General features: G+C 65.2%; 14 protein-coding genes. 8 read left to right on the forward strand and 6 right to left on the reverse strand.

The annotated features are described in order from the left end of the window. Window positions 1-11: 11 nt before the first annotated feature. Window positions 12-1,547 carry an ISL3 family transposase gene (locus tag QTQ03_RS27580; protein WP_502889716.1) on the reverse strand — a complete coding sequence of 512 codons (1,536 nt, stop codon included), beginning with the start codon at window positions 1,545-1,547 and terminating at the stop codon, window positions 12-14. Between the two features lie 169 nt (window positions 1,548-1,716). Here QTQ03_RS27580 and QTQ03_RS27585 point away from each other — a divergent pair, with 169 nt between their 5' ends. Further along, window positions 1,717-2,922: an IS256 family transposase gene (locus tag QTQ03_RS27585; protein WP_289280776.1), complete on the forward strand. Its 1,206-nt coding sequence runs from the start codon at window positions 1,717-1,719 to the stop codon at window positions 2,920-2,922. A gap of 96 nt (window positions 2,923-3,018) precedes the next feature. Here QTQ03_RS27585 and QTQ03_RS27590 read toward each other — a convergent pair whose 3' ends face one another. Together QTQ03_RS27590 and QTQ03_RS30465 are read right to left on the reverse strand one after the other, a co-directional pair. After that, a complete protein-coding gene (locus tag QTQ03_RS27590) occupies window positions 3,019-3,501 on the reverse strand; it encodes an SMI1/KNR4 family protein (protein WP_289280562.1) in 483 nt (160 codons plus the stop codon). 9 nt (window positions 3,502-3,510) lie between these two features. Continuing rightward, window positions 3,511-3,849 carry an HNH endonuclease gene (locus QTQ03_RS30465; protein WP_353890620.1) on the reverse strand — a complete coding sequence of 113 codons (339 nt, stop codon included), beginning with the start codon at window positions 3,847-3,849 and terminating at the stop codon, window positions 3,511-3,513. Between the two features lie 237 nt (window positions 3,850-4,086). Here QTQ03_RS30465 and QTQ03_RS27595 point away from each other — a divergent pair, with 237 nt between their 5' ends. The 3 genes from QTQ03_RS27595 (at window position 4,087) to ltrA (QTQ03_RS27605) (ending at window position 6,533) form a co-directional block, all read left to right on the forward strand. Next, window positions 4,087-4,452, forward strand: a complete 366-nt coding sequence (locus tag QTQ03_RS27595) for a type II toxin-antitoxin system RelE/ParE family toxin (RefSeq protein WP_289280563.1) — start codon at window positions 4,087-4,089, stop codon at window positions 4,450-4,452. After that, complete coding sequence (locus QTQ03_RS27600; protein WP_289280564.1) at window positions 4,449-4,766, forward strand: helix-turn-helix domain-containing protein; 318 nt, start codon at window positions 4,449-4,451, stop codon at window positions 4,764-4,766. Before QTQ03_RS27595 ends, QTQ03_RS27600 begins: the two co-directional genes overlap by 4 nt. 663 nt (window positions 4,767-5,429) lie before the next feature. Continuing rightward, window positions 5,430-6,533, forward strand: a complete 1,104-nt coding sequence (gene ltrA / locus QTQ03_RS27605; RefSeq protein WP_289280566.1) for a group II intron reverse transcriptase/maturase — start codon at window positions 5,430-5,432, stop codon at window positions 6,531-6,533. 12 nt (window positions 6,534-6,545) lie between these two features. Here the strand turns inward: ltrA (QTQ03_RS27605) and QTQ03_RS27610 are convergent, their stop codons facing one another. Then, window positions 6,546-8,081, reverse strand: a complete 1,536-nt coding sequence (locus QTQ03_RS27610) for an ISL3 family transposase (protein ID WP_502889716.1) — start codon at window positions 8,079-8,081, stop codon at window positions 6,546-6,548. Window positions 8,082-8,250: 169 nt separating this feature from the next. Here QTQ03_RS27610 and QTQ03_RS27615 point away from each other — a divergent pair, with 169 nt between their 5' ends. Further along, window positions 8,251-9,456: an IS256 family transposase gene (locus QTQ03_RS27615; RefSeq protein WP_289280776.1), complete on the forward strand. Its 1,206-nt coding sequence runs from the start codon at window positions 8,251-8,253 to the stop codon at window positions 9,454-9,456. A 96-nt stretch (window positions 9,457-9,552) separates the two neighbouring features. Here the strand turns inward: QTQ03_RS27615 and QTQ03_RS27620 are convergent, their stop codons facing one another. Then, window positions 9,553-10,035 carry an SMI1/KNR4 family protein gene (locus tag QTQ03_RS27620; protein WP_289280562.1) on the reverse strand — a complete coding sequence of 161 codons (483 nt, stop codon included), beginning with the start codon at window positions 10,033-10,035 and terminating at the stop codon, window positions 9,553-9,555. Between the two features lie 9 nt (window positions 10,036-10,044). Then, window positions 10,045-10,383, reverse strand: a complete 339-nt coding sequence (locus tag QTQ03_RS30470) for an HNH endonuclease (protein WP_353890620.1) — start codon at window positions 10,381-10,383, stop codon at window positions 10,045-10,047. A 237-nt stretch (window positions 10,384-10,620) separates the two neighbouring features. On the opposite strand from QTQ03_RS30470, the gene QTQ03_RS27625 reads away from it, so the two are divergent. The 3 genes from QTQ03_RS27625 to ltrA (QTQ03_RS27635) all read left to right on the forward strand — a co-directional run bounded on the left by QTQ03_RS27625 (window position 10,621) and on the right by ltrA (QTQ03_RS27635) (window position 13,067). After that, on the forward strand, window positions 10,621-10,986 hold the full coding sequence (locus tag QTQ03_RS27625; protein ID WP_289280563.1) for a type II toxin-antitoxin system RelE/ParE family toxin: 366 nt from the start codon (window positions 10,621-10,623) through the stop codon (window positions 10,984-10,986). Then, window positions 10,983-11,300, forward strand: a complete 318-nt coding sequence (locus tag QTQ03_RS27630; protein ID WP_289280564.1) for a helix-turn-helix domain-containing protein — start codon at window positions 10,983-10,985, stop codon at window positions 11,298-11,300. Before QTQ03_RS27625 ends, QTQ03_RS27630 begins: the two co-directional genes overlap by 4 nt. Window positions 11,301-11,963: 663 nt before the next feature. Beyond that, window positions 11,964-13,067, forward strand: a complete 1,104-nt coding sequence (gene ltrA, locus QTQ03_RS27635; RefSeq protein WP_289280566.1) for a group II intron reverse transcriptase/maturase — start codon at window positions 11,964-11,966, stop codon at window positions 13,065-13,067. Window positions 13,068-13,076: the final 9 nt, after the last annotated feature.

Here is a 13,076-nt window from a genome sequence, read left to right on the forward strand (position 1 = left end):
GGTGGGTGCTGTTATCCGAGGAGGATGCGGTGGCGGAGCAGGGTGAAGCCTGCTCGTCCGTGCATTTGACGTGCGATTCGTTTGGTCTTGGTGTTGACGCCTTCGGTGGGGCCGTTGCTGTAGGGGAGCGTGAGCGCGGCGTTCACGGCGTCGCGGTCGCGTTCCAGGCCTCGGGTGAAGGCGTGCAGATGAGGTAGATCGACCGTGCGAACCTGCAGGATCCAGTGCGAGAGCCGGTCGGTGTTTGCGGGTTGAGGCGTCAGGAGCTCGGCGAAGCGTCCGACAGCGGCGGCGAGTTGGGTCATCTCTGGGCAGGCTGCGGTGAGCCGTGCCAGTAGATCTCGGCGCTCGGGTTTGAGGTTGTCGGGTCTGGTGAGGATCATCCGGGCGAGGCGGCGTGGGGAGATGTGGCTGCGGTCGGCGTCCGCGCGGCCTTGGTTGATGTACTTGTGCAGGAGGTTGAGGCAGCCGGTGAAGCCGAGGGTCTTGATCTCGTCGAAGAGGTGCTTGACGCCGACGCTGGGGTCCTCGGCTCGACGTTTGCGTAGGTGTTCGCGGTAGGGGTCGACGAGGCTGGCACGGTATTTGGGGACGCGGAGCATCCGCTCGGGCCGGTCGGCTCGCGCGTAGCGCTTGACGGTGTTCAGGGCCAACTGCAGACGGCGGGCGCACTCCAGCAGGCCCACGCCTTGGTCGAGCAGGTCATGGACCTGGTGCCAGCGTTGCTGGGTCGTCCGCGCGCGGGGGCCGTCGTAGATGGGTGCGTCCAGGACGGGGGCCCAGCAGGTACTGTGCGCCTTCACCTCGCTGAGGGCGGCTTCACAGAGGTTGTGCCACAGGTGCCACCGGTCTGCGACCTGCACCGCGTCGGGCAGGGCGCGGCGAATGGCCTCGGCGTAGGTCGCCGAGCCGTCGCGGCATACGACCTCGACGCCGGGATGTGCGCGTAACCACGCTTCGAGGGTGTCGGCGGTGCGGTCGGGTAGCACGTCGATCCGCTCATGGGTCTCGGCGTCGATCACCACGGTGGCGTAGCGGTGCCGCCGGCGTAGAGCGAAATCGTCAACGCCGATCACCCGAGGCGTCCGCTCATTGGGCAGCGGGATGCACAGCAGGGCGCGTAGGGCCGTGTGACGGGACAGGCCCATGGCGAGTATCGCCAGCAGACGCGACCCTGCCCGGCCCGCTAACTCCTTGACGACGGCTTTGACCTGCCTGTTCAAACGGGCTGTGCGGCGCTGGTATCGCTCCAGCACCCCGGGAACCTGTTCACGGAAGGTGTGGCGGCAGCCGCGCGTGGGGCACACCAGACGCCGCACCCGCACACGGACCACCACCCGGCGCCCGTCGACCGGAACGTCGGCGACCGTCCGCCAGTGATAGCCGTGCACCCGTCCGGACGAGGCCCCGCACCTCGGGCAGACCGCAGTGTCACGCGGCGTCCGGGCCCGCACCACGATCCGCTCACCCTCGTCGGTCACGTCCTCGATGACCAGCGGGGACAGCCCCGAGAACACCGTCTGTACAAGTCTGTTGACATCCTCCACATAGGAACAACGACACCCGCCACCCTCCGTCACCACCGAAAGTGAGACAGGGCCCAAATAACGGCTGATCGACCGATCAAGGGAGAGACGCCAGATGACGACCGAGACCACCGTGGGACAGCCGGCCGTGGAGCCGGTGGGTGCGGTCACGGATGAGCAGTTGATCGCGATGCTGGTCGATCGGGCTCGTGGTGACGGGTTGAAGCTGACCGGCGAGGGTGGGCTGCTGCAGCAGCTGACGAAGCGGGTCCTCGAGTCGGCGTTGGATGGGGAGATCACCGACCACGTCGGCTACGACAAGCACGACCCGGCGGGTCGGGGTAGCGGGAACACCCGTAACGGCAGCCGGACCAAGACGGTGCTCACCGACGTCGGGCCGGTCGAGGTGCGGGTCCCACGCGACGCCGCCGGGACGTTCGAGCCGCAGATCGTGCGTAAGCGGCAGCGGCGTCTGACCGGCGTCGACGACATGGTCCTGTCGCTGTCGGCCAAGGGCCTGACCCACGGCGAGATCGCCGCGCACCTGGCTGAGGTCTACGGCGCTGAGGTGTCGAAGCAGACCATCTCCACGATCACCGACAAGGTCATGGACGGCATGGCCGAGTGGCAGAACCGGCCCCTGGACCGGGTCTACCCGGTCGTGTTCATCGACGCCATCAACGTCAAGATCAGGGACGGTCAGGTCGCGAACCGGCCGATCTACCTCGCGATGGCGGTCACCGTCGACGGCCACCGCGACATCCTCGGTATCTGGGCCGGTGACGGCGGCGAGGGCGCCAAGTACTGGCTGCACGTGCTCACCGAGTTGAAGAACCGCGGCGTGGCCGACGTGCTGATGCTGGTCTGTGACGGGCTCAAGGGACTGCCGGAGACGGTGGAGACGGTGTGGCCGCGCACGATCGTGCAGACGTGTGTGGTGCACCTGCTGCGCAACTCGTTCCGCTACGCCGCCCGGCAGGACTGGGACAAGATCGCCAAAGCGCTGCGGCCGGTCTACACCGCGGCGACCGAGGACGCCGCCACCGAGCGGTTCCTCGAGTTCGCCGAGGCGTGGGGCCGTAAGTATCCGGCGATCGTGAAGCTGTGGGAGAACGCGTGGGCGGAGTTCGTGCCGTTCCTCGCCTTCGACGTGGAGATCCGCAAGGTCATCTGCTCCACGAACGCGATCGAGTCCGTCAACGCCCGTATCCGCAGGGCCGTGCGAGCTCGTGGCCACTTCCCGAACGAGCAGGCCGCACTCAAGTGCGTCTACATGGCCTTGATGAGCCTCGACCCGACCGGAGCCGGCCGCCGACGCTGGACCATACGCTGGAAAGCACCACTGAACGCCTTCCAGATCGCCTTCGAAGGCCGGCTCACCCCGGCCAACAACTGACCACCTCAACAACCAAGATCAGCCGTTAACTTGACACTCCCTAGTGGCTACGTCGCACCATAATCAGACGGCTTTCGCCTTGCACGGTCCTCGGTATTAGGCGAAACGATCACACGACACGAGCCGACTCAAGAAGTCTTCAAAGGATGCAGCTAGACGCCTGACTACTCGGTCTTCGTCGATGTACGCAACGGTGGGGTCACCCTCATCACCGGACGCCGAATAGTCGAGCATGACTGCATCATGGCCGGCCGACGGCATGTCACAAATAACAACTCCAATCTCTGGATAACCCCACTCTGCAATCATATCGGCGCTACCCAGGCCAGACGTGGAATCAATTCCCCACTCGCCACCTATTCCACGAATCGCGCTAATCTGAATGCGATCAGGAGCCCAGGACGTACTGAAGTCGGTCGGATAGCAACGGCGCCGAGGGACCCCCCCGTTGCGCTGAAGCAGCAGCTCAACGTAGCTGCGCGGCAAGCGTACGCCCAAGCTTTCCTCTGCCTGACGCACCCTGCCAGCATCCAGCTGCGGGCCGGTGTAGTAATCATTATCTTCGAATATCTCGATCATAACTCCGCCCTAACGCGCAGAGAATCCTCCGGTGTGCCCTGTCTTTGCATGGACGCCTCTCTCGATTAGCTGCATGAGCCCCGCATCTTGGTGATGATGCCACGTGTACCCATCGGGAGTACGATCCAGCCCAGCCGCTCGGTTGGCGCGGGCGAAGTCTGTAGACCGGTTACCGGACAGCCCAATCCGGACGTCAGGCACATCAGGATGACGCCAGGCCGAGAAGTCAGGATATCCATTCCGATCGAACGGAACACCAGTCTTCGGATGGCTCCCACCAGCTAGATGCCCATTTCTTGGACAACCGTTGGTGTTGTGCACGAGGACCGGGGTGTCGCCGGCGAGCACATAGTACGTGTGGGATTTTCACCCCGTCACGCAGTGTGACTTACGTTTTCACAGCGTTTCACCCGGCCTTTCGTGGGCGGCGCCCCGTCAGTGCATCGAAGCTTATCGGTGTTGACGGCGACGGTGACGGCAACCCGAAGAGACTCCCACAGGCGACCCAGGACCATCAGGCCCGCCCAGGTCGATGCATCGCCCTCGTGTTGCCACCCCCGGTATAGCATCCGCTATACTCCGGGCATGGCTGCTGGCGAGTGGGAGATCTACCTCGTCAACGAGGTACAGGAGTGGATCGACAACCTCGATCCACTCACCCACGCCCGCGTCGTGCAAGCCATCGACCTACTCGCCGACGCCGGCCCAGGGCTCGGCCGGCCGCTGGTCGACACGATCCACAGCTCGGCGATCGCCAACCTCAAAGAGCTGCGCCCCGGCACCGTGCGCATCCTGTTCGCGTTCGACCCGTGGCGCTCCAGCATCCTGCTCGTCGCCGGAGACAAGACCGGACGCTGGCAGCAGTGGTACACCGAAGCGATCCCCCTGGCCGAGCAACGTTACGAGATCTACCTGAAGGAACGCGCTAACGAGGAGGGCCGACAGCCATGAGCAACTACGCACGCTGGCGCGACATCCGCACCACCCACGTCGAGCGCGCCGGCGGCGAACAGGCCGTCGAAGAAGGCAAGCAGGAACTCCTCGCCACCGTGGTCGGACACCGCCTCGCCGAGGTACGCCGCGCCCGCGGCCTCACCCAACAGCAGGTCGCCGACCGCATGGGCGTCACCAAAGGCCGCGTCTCCCAGATCGAACAAGGCAAAATCTCCGGCCAAGACATCGTCGCCCGCTACGCCGCCGCCCTCGGCGGACGCCTCCACCAAGCCATCTACTTCGACGACGGCGACATCGCCGCCATCGCATAGCCCCCACTCCACGAGCCTGCCGGGCCAAGATCCGACTGGCTCAAAACTGCTCTACAGGATCAAGTGCGCCACGAGGCGCTGTCTTACCGGATAGGGGTGAAAGACCATCTATCTTCCGGCCATCGTAGTGGCTGGTTGAAGCTGGCGGCAGCCTGACCCGCGGGATGGTGGGGAGGGTGGGAGCAGCCGCGACGAACCCGGGACGGTCCAGCACTACCGGATGGATTGGGTTCGGGGAGCAAGACGGGAAGGCATACGAGAGGAACCGGTGTCCGAGGCCTCTTCATGTGTAGGCCAGCTCCAACCCGGTGGATTTGGGCTGGTAGGCGGTGCGTATCTGATCATCGCGAGTGGGTGGTCGGGGAACTCCTGGGAGGTTCTTGATTGCTGGCCTGGGAGGTCACGGTGAAGGTCTACGGCGTAGCCGTGACGATGCCGCAGGGGTACAGCCGGGTGCCTAACCCGTCGACCGGAAGGCAGTGAACGTGGGAACCGGTCACGTCGCGGTCCCTGAATGCCCGTCCGGCCGGGGCGGAGTATCGGGGATAGACGCGTCGCCCGTCGAAGGGCGTGGTCGGGGCGGAGCCGCCGTAGTACTCCGAGTTGGGGAAAGCCCAGCGCATGGGGAAGGGCGGCAGTGTGTCAGACAGGGAGAACGCTGCAATGTCCGAAGACACGTCGGTGAATACCGGCGTCAGCTGGCCGGACGAGATGCTCGCCCGGGGGCTGGTACGGAAGATGCAGGTCAAACTGCACCGTTGGGCGGGAGACGATCGCTCCCGCCGGTTTACCGATCTGTTCAACCTGGTCTACGACCCGGCGTTCCTCACCGTTGCCTGGCAGCGGGTGAGCACGAACGCCGGAGCGCGGACCGCCGGGGTCGATCGGGCCACCGTGTCCTACATCGTCCACCGGATCGGGGTGAGCGCGTTCCTCGACCAGGTCCGGGACCTGCTCAAGTCCGGACAGTTCCGGCCAACGCCGGTGCGGCAGGTGGAGATTCCGAAGGCATCCGGCAAGGTCCGGAGGCTGGGTATCCCCACCGTCACCGACCGCGTGGTCCAGGCCGCGCTGAAGCTTGTTCTTGAACCGATCTTCGAGGCGGACTTCCTGCCCTGCTCATACGGCTTCCGGCCGATGCGACGGGCGCATGATGCCATCGCGGAGATCCACGCGTTCACCTCCCGCCCCCGCGACTACGAGTGGATCGTGGAAGCCGACATCGCCGCGTGTTTCGACGAGATCGATCACGTGGCGCTGATGGATCGGGTGCGGGCACGCGTCAAGGACAGGAAGACCCTCGCGCTGGTCAAAGCGTTCCTCAAGGCCGGGATCATGACCGGCACCGGCGAACGCCACGACTCGTGGCGGGGCACCCCGCAAGGCGGGATCTTGTCACCACTGCTGGCCAACATCGCCCTGTCCACGCTGGATGAACACTTCAACCGGCAGTGGAAATCCTTCGGCGACGGCAACCAGCGGCACCGGCGGCGGGCACGCGGGCTGGCCACCTGGCGGCTCGTGCGCTACGCCGACGACTTCGTCGTGCTCGTCAAAGGCCAACAACATCACGCCCAGGCGCTGCTCGATGAGATCGCCCAGGTCATCGCCCCACTCGGGCTACGCCTGGCCGAAGACAAGACCCGCGTGGTGCACATCGACCAGGGCTTCGACTTCCTCGGGCACACGATCGTGCGCGACTCTGCTGCCCAATTCGGTTCAGGCGGGACTGTACAAATAACGGCCCTGTCTCACTTTCGGTGGTGACGGTGGGTGCTGTTATCCGAGGAGGATGCGGTGGCGGAGCAGGGTGAAGCCTGCTCGTCCGTGCATTTGACGTGCGATTCGTTTGGTCTTGGTGTTGACGCCTTCGGTGGGGCCGTTGCTGTAGGGGAGCGTGAGCGCGGCGTTCACGGCGTCGCGGTCGCGTTCCAGGCCTCGGGTGAAGGCGTGCAGATGAGGTAGATCGACCGTGCGAACCTGCAGGATCCAGTGCGAGAGCCGGTCGGTGTTTGCGGGTTGAGGCGTCAGGAGCTCGGCGAAGCGTCCGACAGCGGCGGCGAGTTGGGTCATCTCTGGGCAGGCTGCGGTGAGCCGTGCCAGTAGATCTCGGCGCTCGGGTTTGAGGTTGTCGGGTCTGGTGAGGATCATCCGGGCGAGGCGGCGTGGGGAGATGTGGCTGCGGTCGGCGTCCGCGCGGCCTTGGTTGATGTACTTGTGCAGGAGGTTGAGGCAGCCGGTGAAGCCGAGGGTCTTGATCTCGTCGAAGAGGTGCTTGACGCCGACGCTGGGGTCCTCGGCTCGACGTTTGCGTAGGTGTTCGCGGTAGGGGTCGACGAGGCTGGCACGGTATTTGGGGACGCGGAGCATCCGCTCGGGCCGGTCGGCTCGCGCGTAGCGCTTGACGGTGTTCAGGGCCAACTGCAGACGGCGGGCGCACTCCAGCAGGCCCACGCCTTGGTCGAGCAGGTCATGGACCTGGTGCCAGCGTTGCTGGGTCGTCCGCGCGCGGGGGCCGTCGTAGATGGGTGCGTCCAGGACGGGGGCCCAGCAGGTACTGTGCGCCTTCACCTCGCTGAGGGCGGCTTCACAGAGGTTGTGCCACAGGTGCCACCGGTCTGCGACCTGCACCGCGTCGGGCAGGGCGCGGCGAATGGCCTCGGCGTAGGTCGCCGAGCCGTCGCGGCATACGACCTCGACGCCGGGATGTGCGCGTAACCACGCTTCGAGGGTGTCGGCGGTGCGGTCGGGTAGCACGTCGATCCGCTCATGGGTCTCGGCGTCGATCACCACGGTGGCGTAGCGGTGCCGCCGGCGTAGAGCGAAATCGTCAACGCCGATCACCCGAGGCGTCCGCTCATTGGGCAGCGGGATGCACAGCAGGGCGCGTAGGGCCGTGTGACGGGACAGGCCCATGGCGAGTATCGCCAGCAGACGCGACCCTGCCCGGCCCGCTAACTCCTTGACGACGGCTTTGACCTGCCTGTTCAAACGGGCTGTGCGGCGCTGGTATCGCTCCAGCACCCCGGGAACCTGTTCACGGAAGGTGTGGCGGCAGCCGCGCGTGGGGCACACCAGACGCCGCACCCGCACACGGACCACCACCCGGCGCCCGTCGACCGGAACGTCGGCGACCGTCCGCCAGTGATAGCCGTGCACCCGTCCGGACGAGGCCCCGCACCTCGGGCAGACCGCAGTGTCACGCGGCGTCCGGGCCCGCACCACGATCCGCTCACCCTCGTCGGTCACGTCCTCGATGACCAGCGGGGACAGCCCCGAGAACACCGTCTGTACAAGTCTGTTGACATCCTCCACATAGGAACAACGACACCCGCCACCCTCCGTCACCACCGAAAGTGAGACAGGGCCCAAATAACGGCTGATCGACCGATCAAGGGAGAGACGCCAGATGACGACCGAGACCACCGTGGGACAGCCGGCCGTGGAGCCGGTGGGTGCGGTCACGGATGAGCAGTTGATCGCGATGCTGGTCGATCGGGCTCGTGGTGACGGGTTGAAGCTGACCGGCGAGGGTGGGCTGCTGCAGCAGCTGACGAAGCGGGTCCTCGAGTCGGCGTTGGATGGGGAGATCACCGACCACGTCGGCTACGACAAGCACGACCCGGCGGGTCGGGGTAGCGGGAACACCCGTAACGGCAGCCGGACCAAGACGGTGCTCACCGACGTCGGGCCGGTCGAGGTGCGGGTCCCACGCGACGCCGCCGGGACGTTCGAGCCGCAGATCGTGCGTAAGCGGCAGCGGCGTCTGACCGGCGTCGACGACATGGTCCTGTCGCTGTCGGCCAAGGGCCTGACCCACGGCGAGATCGCCGCGCACCTGGCTGAGGTCTACGGCGCTGAGGTGTCGAAGCAGACCATCTCCACGATCACCGACAAGGTCATGGACGGCATGGCCGAGTGGCAGAACCGGCCCCTGGACCGGGTCTACCCGGTCGTGTTCATCGACGCCATCAACGTCAAGATCAGGGACGGTCAGGTCGCGAACCGGCCGATCTACCTCGCGATGGCGGTCACCGTCGACGGCCACCGCGACATCCTCGGTATCTGGGCCGGTGACGGCGGCGAGGGCGCCAAGTACTGGCTGCACGTGCTCACCGAGTTGAAGAACCGCGGCGTGGCCGACGTGCTGATGCTGGTCTGTGACGGGCTCAAGGGACTGCCGGAGACGGTGGAGACGGTGTGGCCGCGCACGATCGTGCAGACGTGTGTGGTGCACCTGCTGCGCAACTCGTTCCGCTACGCCGCCCGGCAGGACTGGGACAAGATCGCCAAAGCGCTGCGGCCGGTCTACACCGCGGCGACCGAGGACGCCGCCACCGAGCGGTTCCTCGAGTTCGCCGAGGCGTGGGGCCGTAAGTATCCGGCGATCGTGAAGCTGTGGGAGAACGCGTGGGCGGAGTTCGTGCCGTTCCTCGCCTTCGACGTGGAGATCCGCAAGGTCATCTGCTCCACGAACGCGATCGAGTCCGTCAACGCCCGTATCCGCAGGGCCGTGCGAGCTCGTGGCCACTTCCCGAACGAGCAGGCCGCACTCAAGTGCGTCTACATGGCCTTGATGAGCCTCGACCCGACCGGAGCCGGCCGCCGACGCTGGACCATACGCTGGAAAGCACCACTGAACGCCTTCCAGATCGCCTTCGAAGGCCGGCTCACCCCGGCCAACAACTGACCACCTCAACAACCAAGATCAGCCGTTAACTTGACACTCCCTAGTGGCTACGTCGCACCATAATCAGACGGCTTTCGCCTTGCACGGTCCTCGGTATTAGGCGAAACGATCACACGACACGAGCCGACTCAAGAAGTCTTCAAAGGATGCAGCTAGACGCCTGACTACTCGGTCTTCGTCGATGTACGCAACGGTGGGGTCACCCTCATCACCGGACGCCGAATAGTCGAGCATGACTGCATCATGGCCGGCCGACGGCATGTCACAAATAACAACTCCAATCTCTGGATAACCCCACTCTGCAATCATATCGGCGCTACCCAGGCCAGACGTGGAATCAATTCCCCACTCGCCACCTATTCCACGAATCGCGCTAATCTGAATGCGATCAGGAGCCCAGGACGTACTGAAGTCGGTCGGATAGCAACGGCGCCGAGGGACCCCCCCGTTGCGCTGAAGCAGCAGCTCAACGTAGCTGCGCGGCAAGCGTACGCCCAAGCTTTCCTCTGCCTGACGCACCCTGCCAGCATCCAGCTGCGGGCCGGTGTAGTAATCATTATCTTCGAATATCTCGATCATAACTCCGCCCTAACGCGCAGAGAATCCTCCGGTGTGCCCTGTCTTTGCATGGACGCCTCTCTCGATTAGCTGCATGAGCCCCGCATCTTGGTGATGATGCCACGTGTACCCATCGGGAGTACGATCCAGCCCAGCCGCTCGGTTGGCGCGGGCGAAGTCTGTAGACCGGTTACCGGACAGCCCAATCCGGACGTCAGGCACATCAGGATGACGCCAGGCCGAGAAGTCAGGATATCCATTCCGATCGAACGGAACACCAGTCTTCGGATGGCTCCCACCAGCTAGATGCCCATTTCTTGGACAACCGTTGGTGTTGTGCACGAGGACCGGGGTGTCGCCGGCGAGCACATAGTACGTGTGGGATTTTCACCCCGTCACGCAGTGTGACTTACGTTTTCACAGCGTTTCACCCGGCCTTTCGTGGGCGGCGCCCCGTCAGTGCATCGAAGCTTATCGGTGTTGACGGCGACGGTGACGGCAACCCGAAGAGACTCCCACAGGCGACCCAGGACCATCAGGCCCGCCCAGGTCGATGCATCGCCCTCGTGTTGCCACCCCCGGTATAGCATCCGCTATACTCCGGGCATGGCTGCTGGCGAGTGGGAGATCTACCTCGTCAACGAGGTACAGGAGTGGATCGACAACCTCGATCCACTCACCCACGCCCGCGTCGTGCAAGCCATCGACCTACTCGCCGACGCCGGCCCAGGGCTCGGCCGGCCGCTGGTCGACACGATCCACAGCTCGGCGATCGCCAACCTCAAAGAGCTGCGCCCCGGCACCGTGCGCATCCTGTTCGCGTTCGACCCGTGGCGCTCCAGCATCCTGCTCGTCGCCGGAGACAAGACCGGACGCTGGCAGCAGTGGTACACCGAAGCGATCCCCCTGGCCGAGCAACGTTACGAGATCTACCTGAAGGAACGCGCTAACGAGGAGGGCCGACAGCCATGAGCAACTACGCACGCTGGCGCGACATCCGCACCACCCACGTCGAGCGCGCCGGCGGCGAACAGGCCGTCGAAGAAGGCAAGCAGGAACTCCTCGCCACCGTGGTCGGACACCGCCTCGCCGAGGTACGCCGCGCCCGCGGCCTCACCCAACAGCAGGTCGCCGACCGCATGGGCGTCACCAAAGGCCGCGTCTCCCAGATCGAACAAGGCAAAATCTCCGGCCAAGACATCGTCGCCCGCTACGCCGCCGCCCTCGGCGGACGCCTCCACCAAGCCATCTACTTCGACGACGGCGACATCGCCGCCATCGCATAGCCCCCACTCCACGAGCCTGCCGGGCCAAGATCCGACTGGCTCAAAACTGCTCTACAGGATCAAGTGCGCCACGAGGCGCTGTCTTACCGGATAGGGGTGAAAGACCATCTATCTTCCGGCCATCGTAGTGGCTGGTTGAAGCTGGCGGCAGCCTGACCCGCGGGATGGTGGGGAGGGTGGGAGCAGCCGCGACGAACCCGGGACGGTCCAGCACTACCGGATGGATTGGGTTCGGGGAGCAAGACGGGAAGGCATACGAGAGGAACCGGTGTCCGAGGCCTCTTCATGTGTAGGCCAGCTCCAACCCGGTGGATTTGGGCTGGTAGGCGGTGCGTATCTGATCATCGCGAGTGGGTGGTCGGGGAACTCCTGGGAGGTTCTTGATTGCTGGCCTGGGAGGTCACGGTGAAGGTCTACGGCGTAGCCGTGACGATGCCGCAGGGGTACAGCCGGGTGCCTAACCCGTCGACCGGAAGGCAGTGAACGTGGGAACCGGTCACGTCGCGGTCCCTGAATGCCCGTCCGGCCGGGGCGGAGTATCGGGGATAGACGCGTCGCCCGTCGAAGGGCGTGGTCGGGGCGGAGCCGCCGTAGTACTCCGAGTTGGGGAAAGCCCAGCGCATGGGGAAGGGCGGCAGTGTGTCAGACAGGGAGAACGCTGCAATGTCCGAAGACACGTCGGTGAATACCGGCGTCAGCTGGCCGGACGAGATGCTCGCCCGGGGGCTGGTACGGAAGATGCAGGTCAAACTGCACCGTTGGGCGGGAGACGATCGCTCCCGCCGGTTTACCGATCTGTTCAACCTGGTCTACGACCCGGCGTTCCTCACCGTTGCCTGGCAGCGGGTGAGCACGAACGCCGGAGCGCGGACCGCCGGGGTCGATCGGGCCACCGTGTCCTACATCGTCCACCGGATCGGGGTGAGCGCGTTCCTCGACCAGGTCCGGGACCTGCTCAAGTCCGGACAGTTCCGGCCAACGCCGGTGCGGCAGGTGGAGATTCCGAAGGCATCCGGCAAGGTCCGGAGGCTGGGTATCCCCACCGTCACCGACCGCGTGGTCCAGGCCGCGCTGAAGCTTGTTCTTGAACCGATCTTCGAGGCGGACTTCCTGCCCTGCTCATACGGCTTCCGGCCGATGCGACGGGCGCATGATGCCATCGCGGAGATCCACGCGTTCACCTCCCGCCCCCGCGACTACGAGTGGATCGTGGAAGCCGACATCGCCGCGTGTTTCGACGAGATCGATCACGTGGCGCTGATGGATCGGGTGCGGGCACGCGTCAAGGACAGGAAGACCCTCGCGCTGGTCAAAGCGTTCCTCAAGGCCGGGATCATGACCGGCACCGGCGAACGCCACGACTCGTGGCGGGGCACCCCGCAAGGCGGGATCTTGTCACCACTGCTGGCCAACATCGCCCTGTCCACGCTGGATGAACACTTCAACCGGCAGTGGAAATCCTTCGGCGACGGCAACCAGCGGCACCGGCGGCGGGCACGCGGGCTGGCCACCTGGCGGCTCGTGCGCTACGCCGACGACTTCGTCGTGCTCGTCAAAGGCCAACAACATCACGCCCAGGCGCTGCTCGATGAGATCGCCCAGGTCATCGCCCCACTCGGGCTACGCCTGGCCGAAGACAAGACCCGCGTGGTGCACATCGACCAGGGCTTCGACTTCCTCGGGCACACGATCGTGCGCGACTCTGCTGCCCAATTCGGTTCAGGCGGGACTGTACAAATAACGGCCCTGTCTCACTTTCGGTGGTGACGGTGGGTG

The organism is Micromonospora sp. WMMA1363 (assembly GCF_030345795.1).
Lineage (GTDB): Bacteria > Actinomycetota > Actinomycetes > Mycobacteriales > Micromonosporaceae > Micromonospora.

Excerpts from the sequence above, each read along its gene's own strand:
- QTQ03_RS27585 (WP_289280776.1), top strand. The coding sequence starts at position 1,717 with ATGCTGGTCGATCGGGCTCGTGGTGACGGGTTGAAGCTGACCGGCGAG.
- QTQ03_RS27590 (WP_289280562.1), bottom strand. The coding sequence starts at position 3,501 with ATGATCGAGATATTCGAAGATAATGATTACTACACCGGCCCGCAGCTG.
- QTQ03_RS27595 (WP_289280563.1), top strand. The coding sequence starts at position 4,087 with ATGGCTGCTGGCGAGTGGGAGATCTACCTCGTCAACGAGGTACAGGAG.
- QTQ03_RS27600 (WP_289280564.1), top strand. The coding sequence starts at position 4,449 with ATGAGCAACTACGCACGCTGGCGCGACATCCGCACCACCCACGTCGAG.
- ltrA (WP_289280566.1), top strand. The coding sequence starts at position 5,430 with ATGTCCGAAGACACGTCGGTGAATACCGGCGTCAGCTGGCCGGACGAG.
- QTQ03_RS27615 (WP_289280776.1), top strand. The coding sequence starts at position 8,251 with ATGCTGGTCGATCGGGCTCGTGGTGACGGGTTGAAGCTGACCGGCGAG.
- QTQ03_RS27620 (WP_289280562.1), bottom strand. The coding sequence starts at position 10,035 with ATGATCGAGATATTCGAAGATAATGATTACTACACCGGCCCGCAGCTG.
- QTQ03_RS27625 (WP_289280563.1), top strand. The coding sequence starts at position 10,621 with ATGGCTGCTGGCGAGTGGGAGATCTACCTCGTCAACGAGGTACAGGAG.
- QTQ03_RS27630 (WP_289280564.1), top strand. The coding sequence starts at position 10,983 with ATGAGCAACTACGCACGCTGGCGCGACATCCGCACCACCCACGTCGAG.
- ltrA (WP_289280566.1), top strand. The coding sequence starts at position 11,964 with ATGTCCGAAGACACGTCGGTGAATACCGGCGTCAGCTGGCCGGACGAG.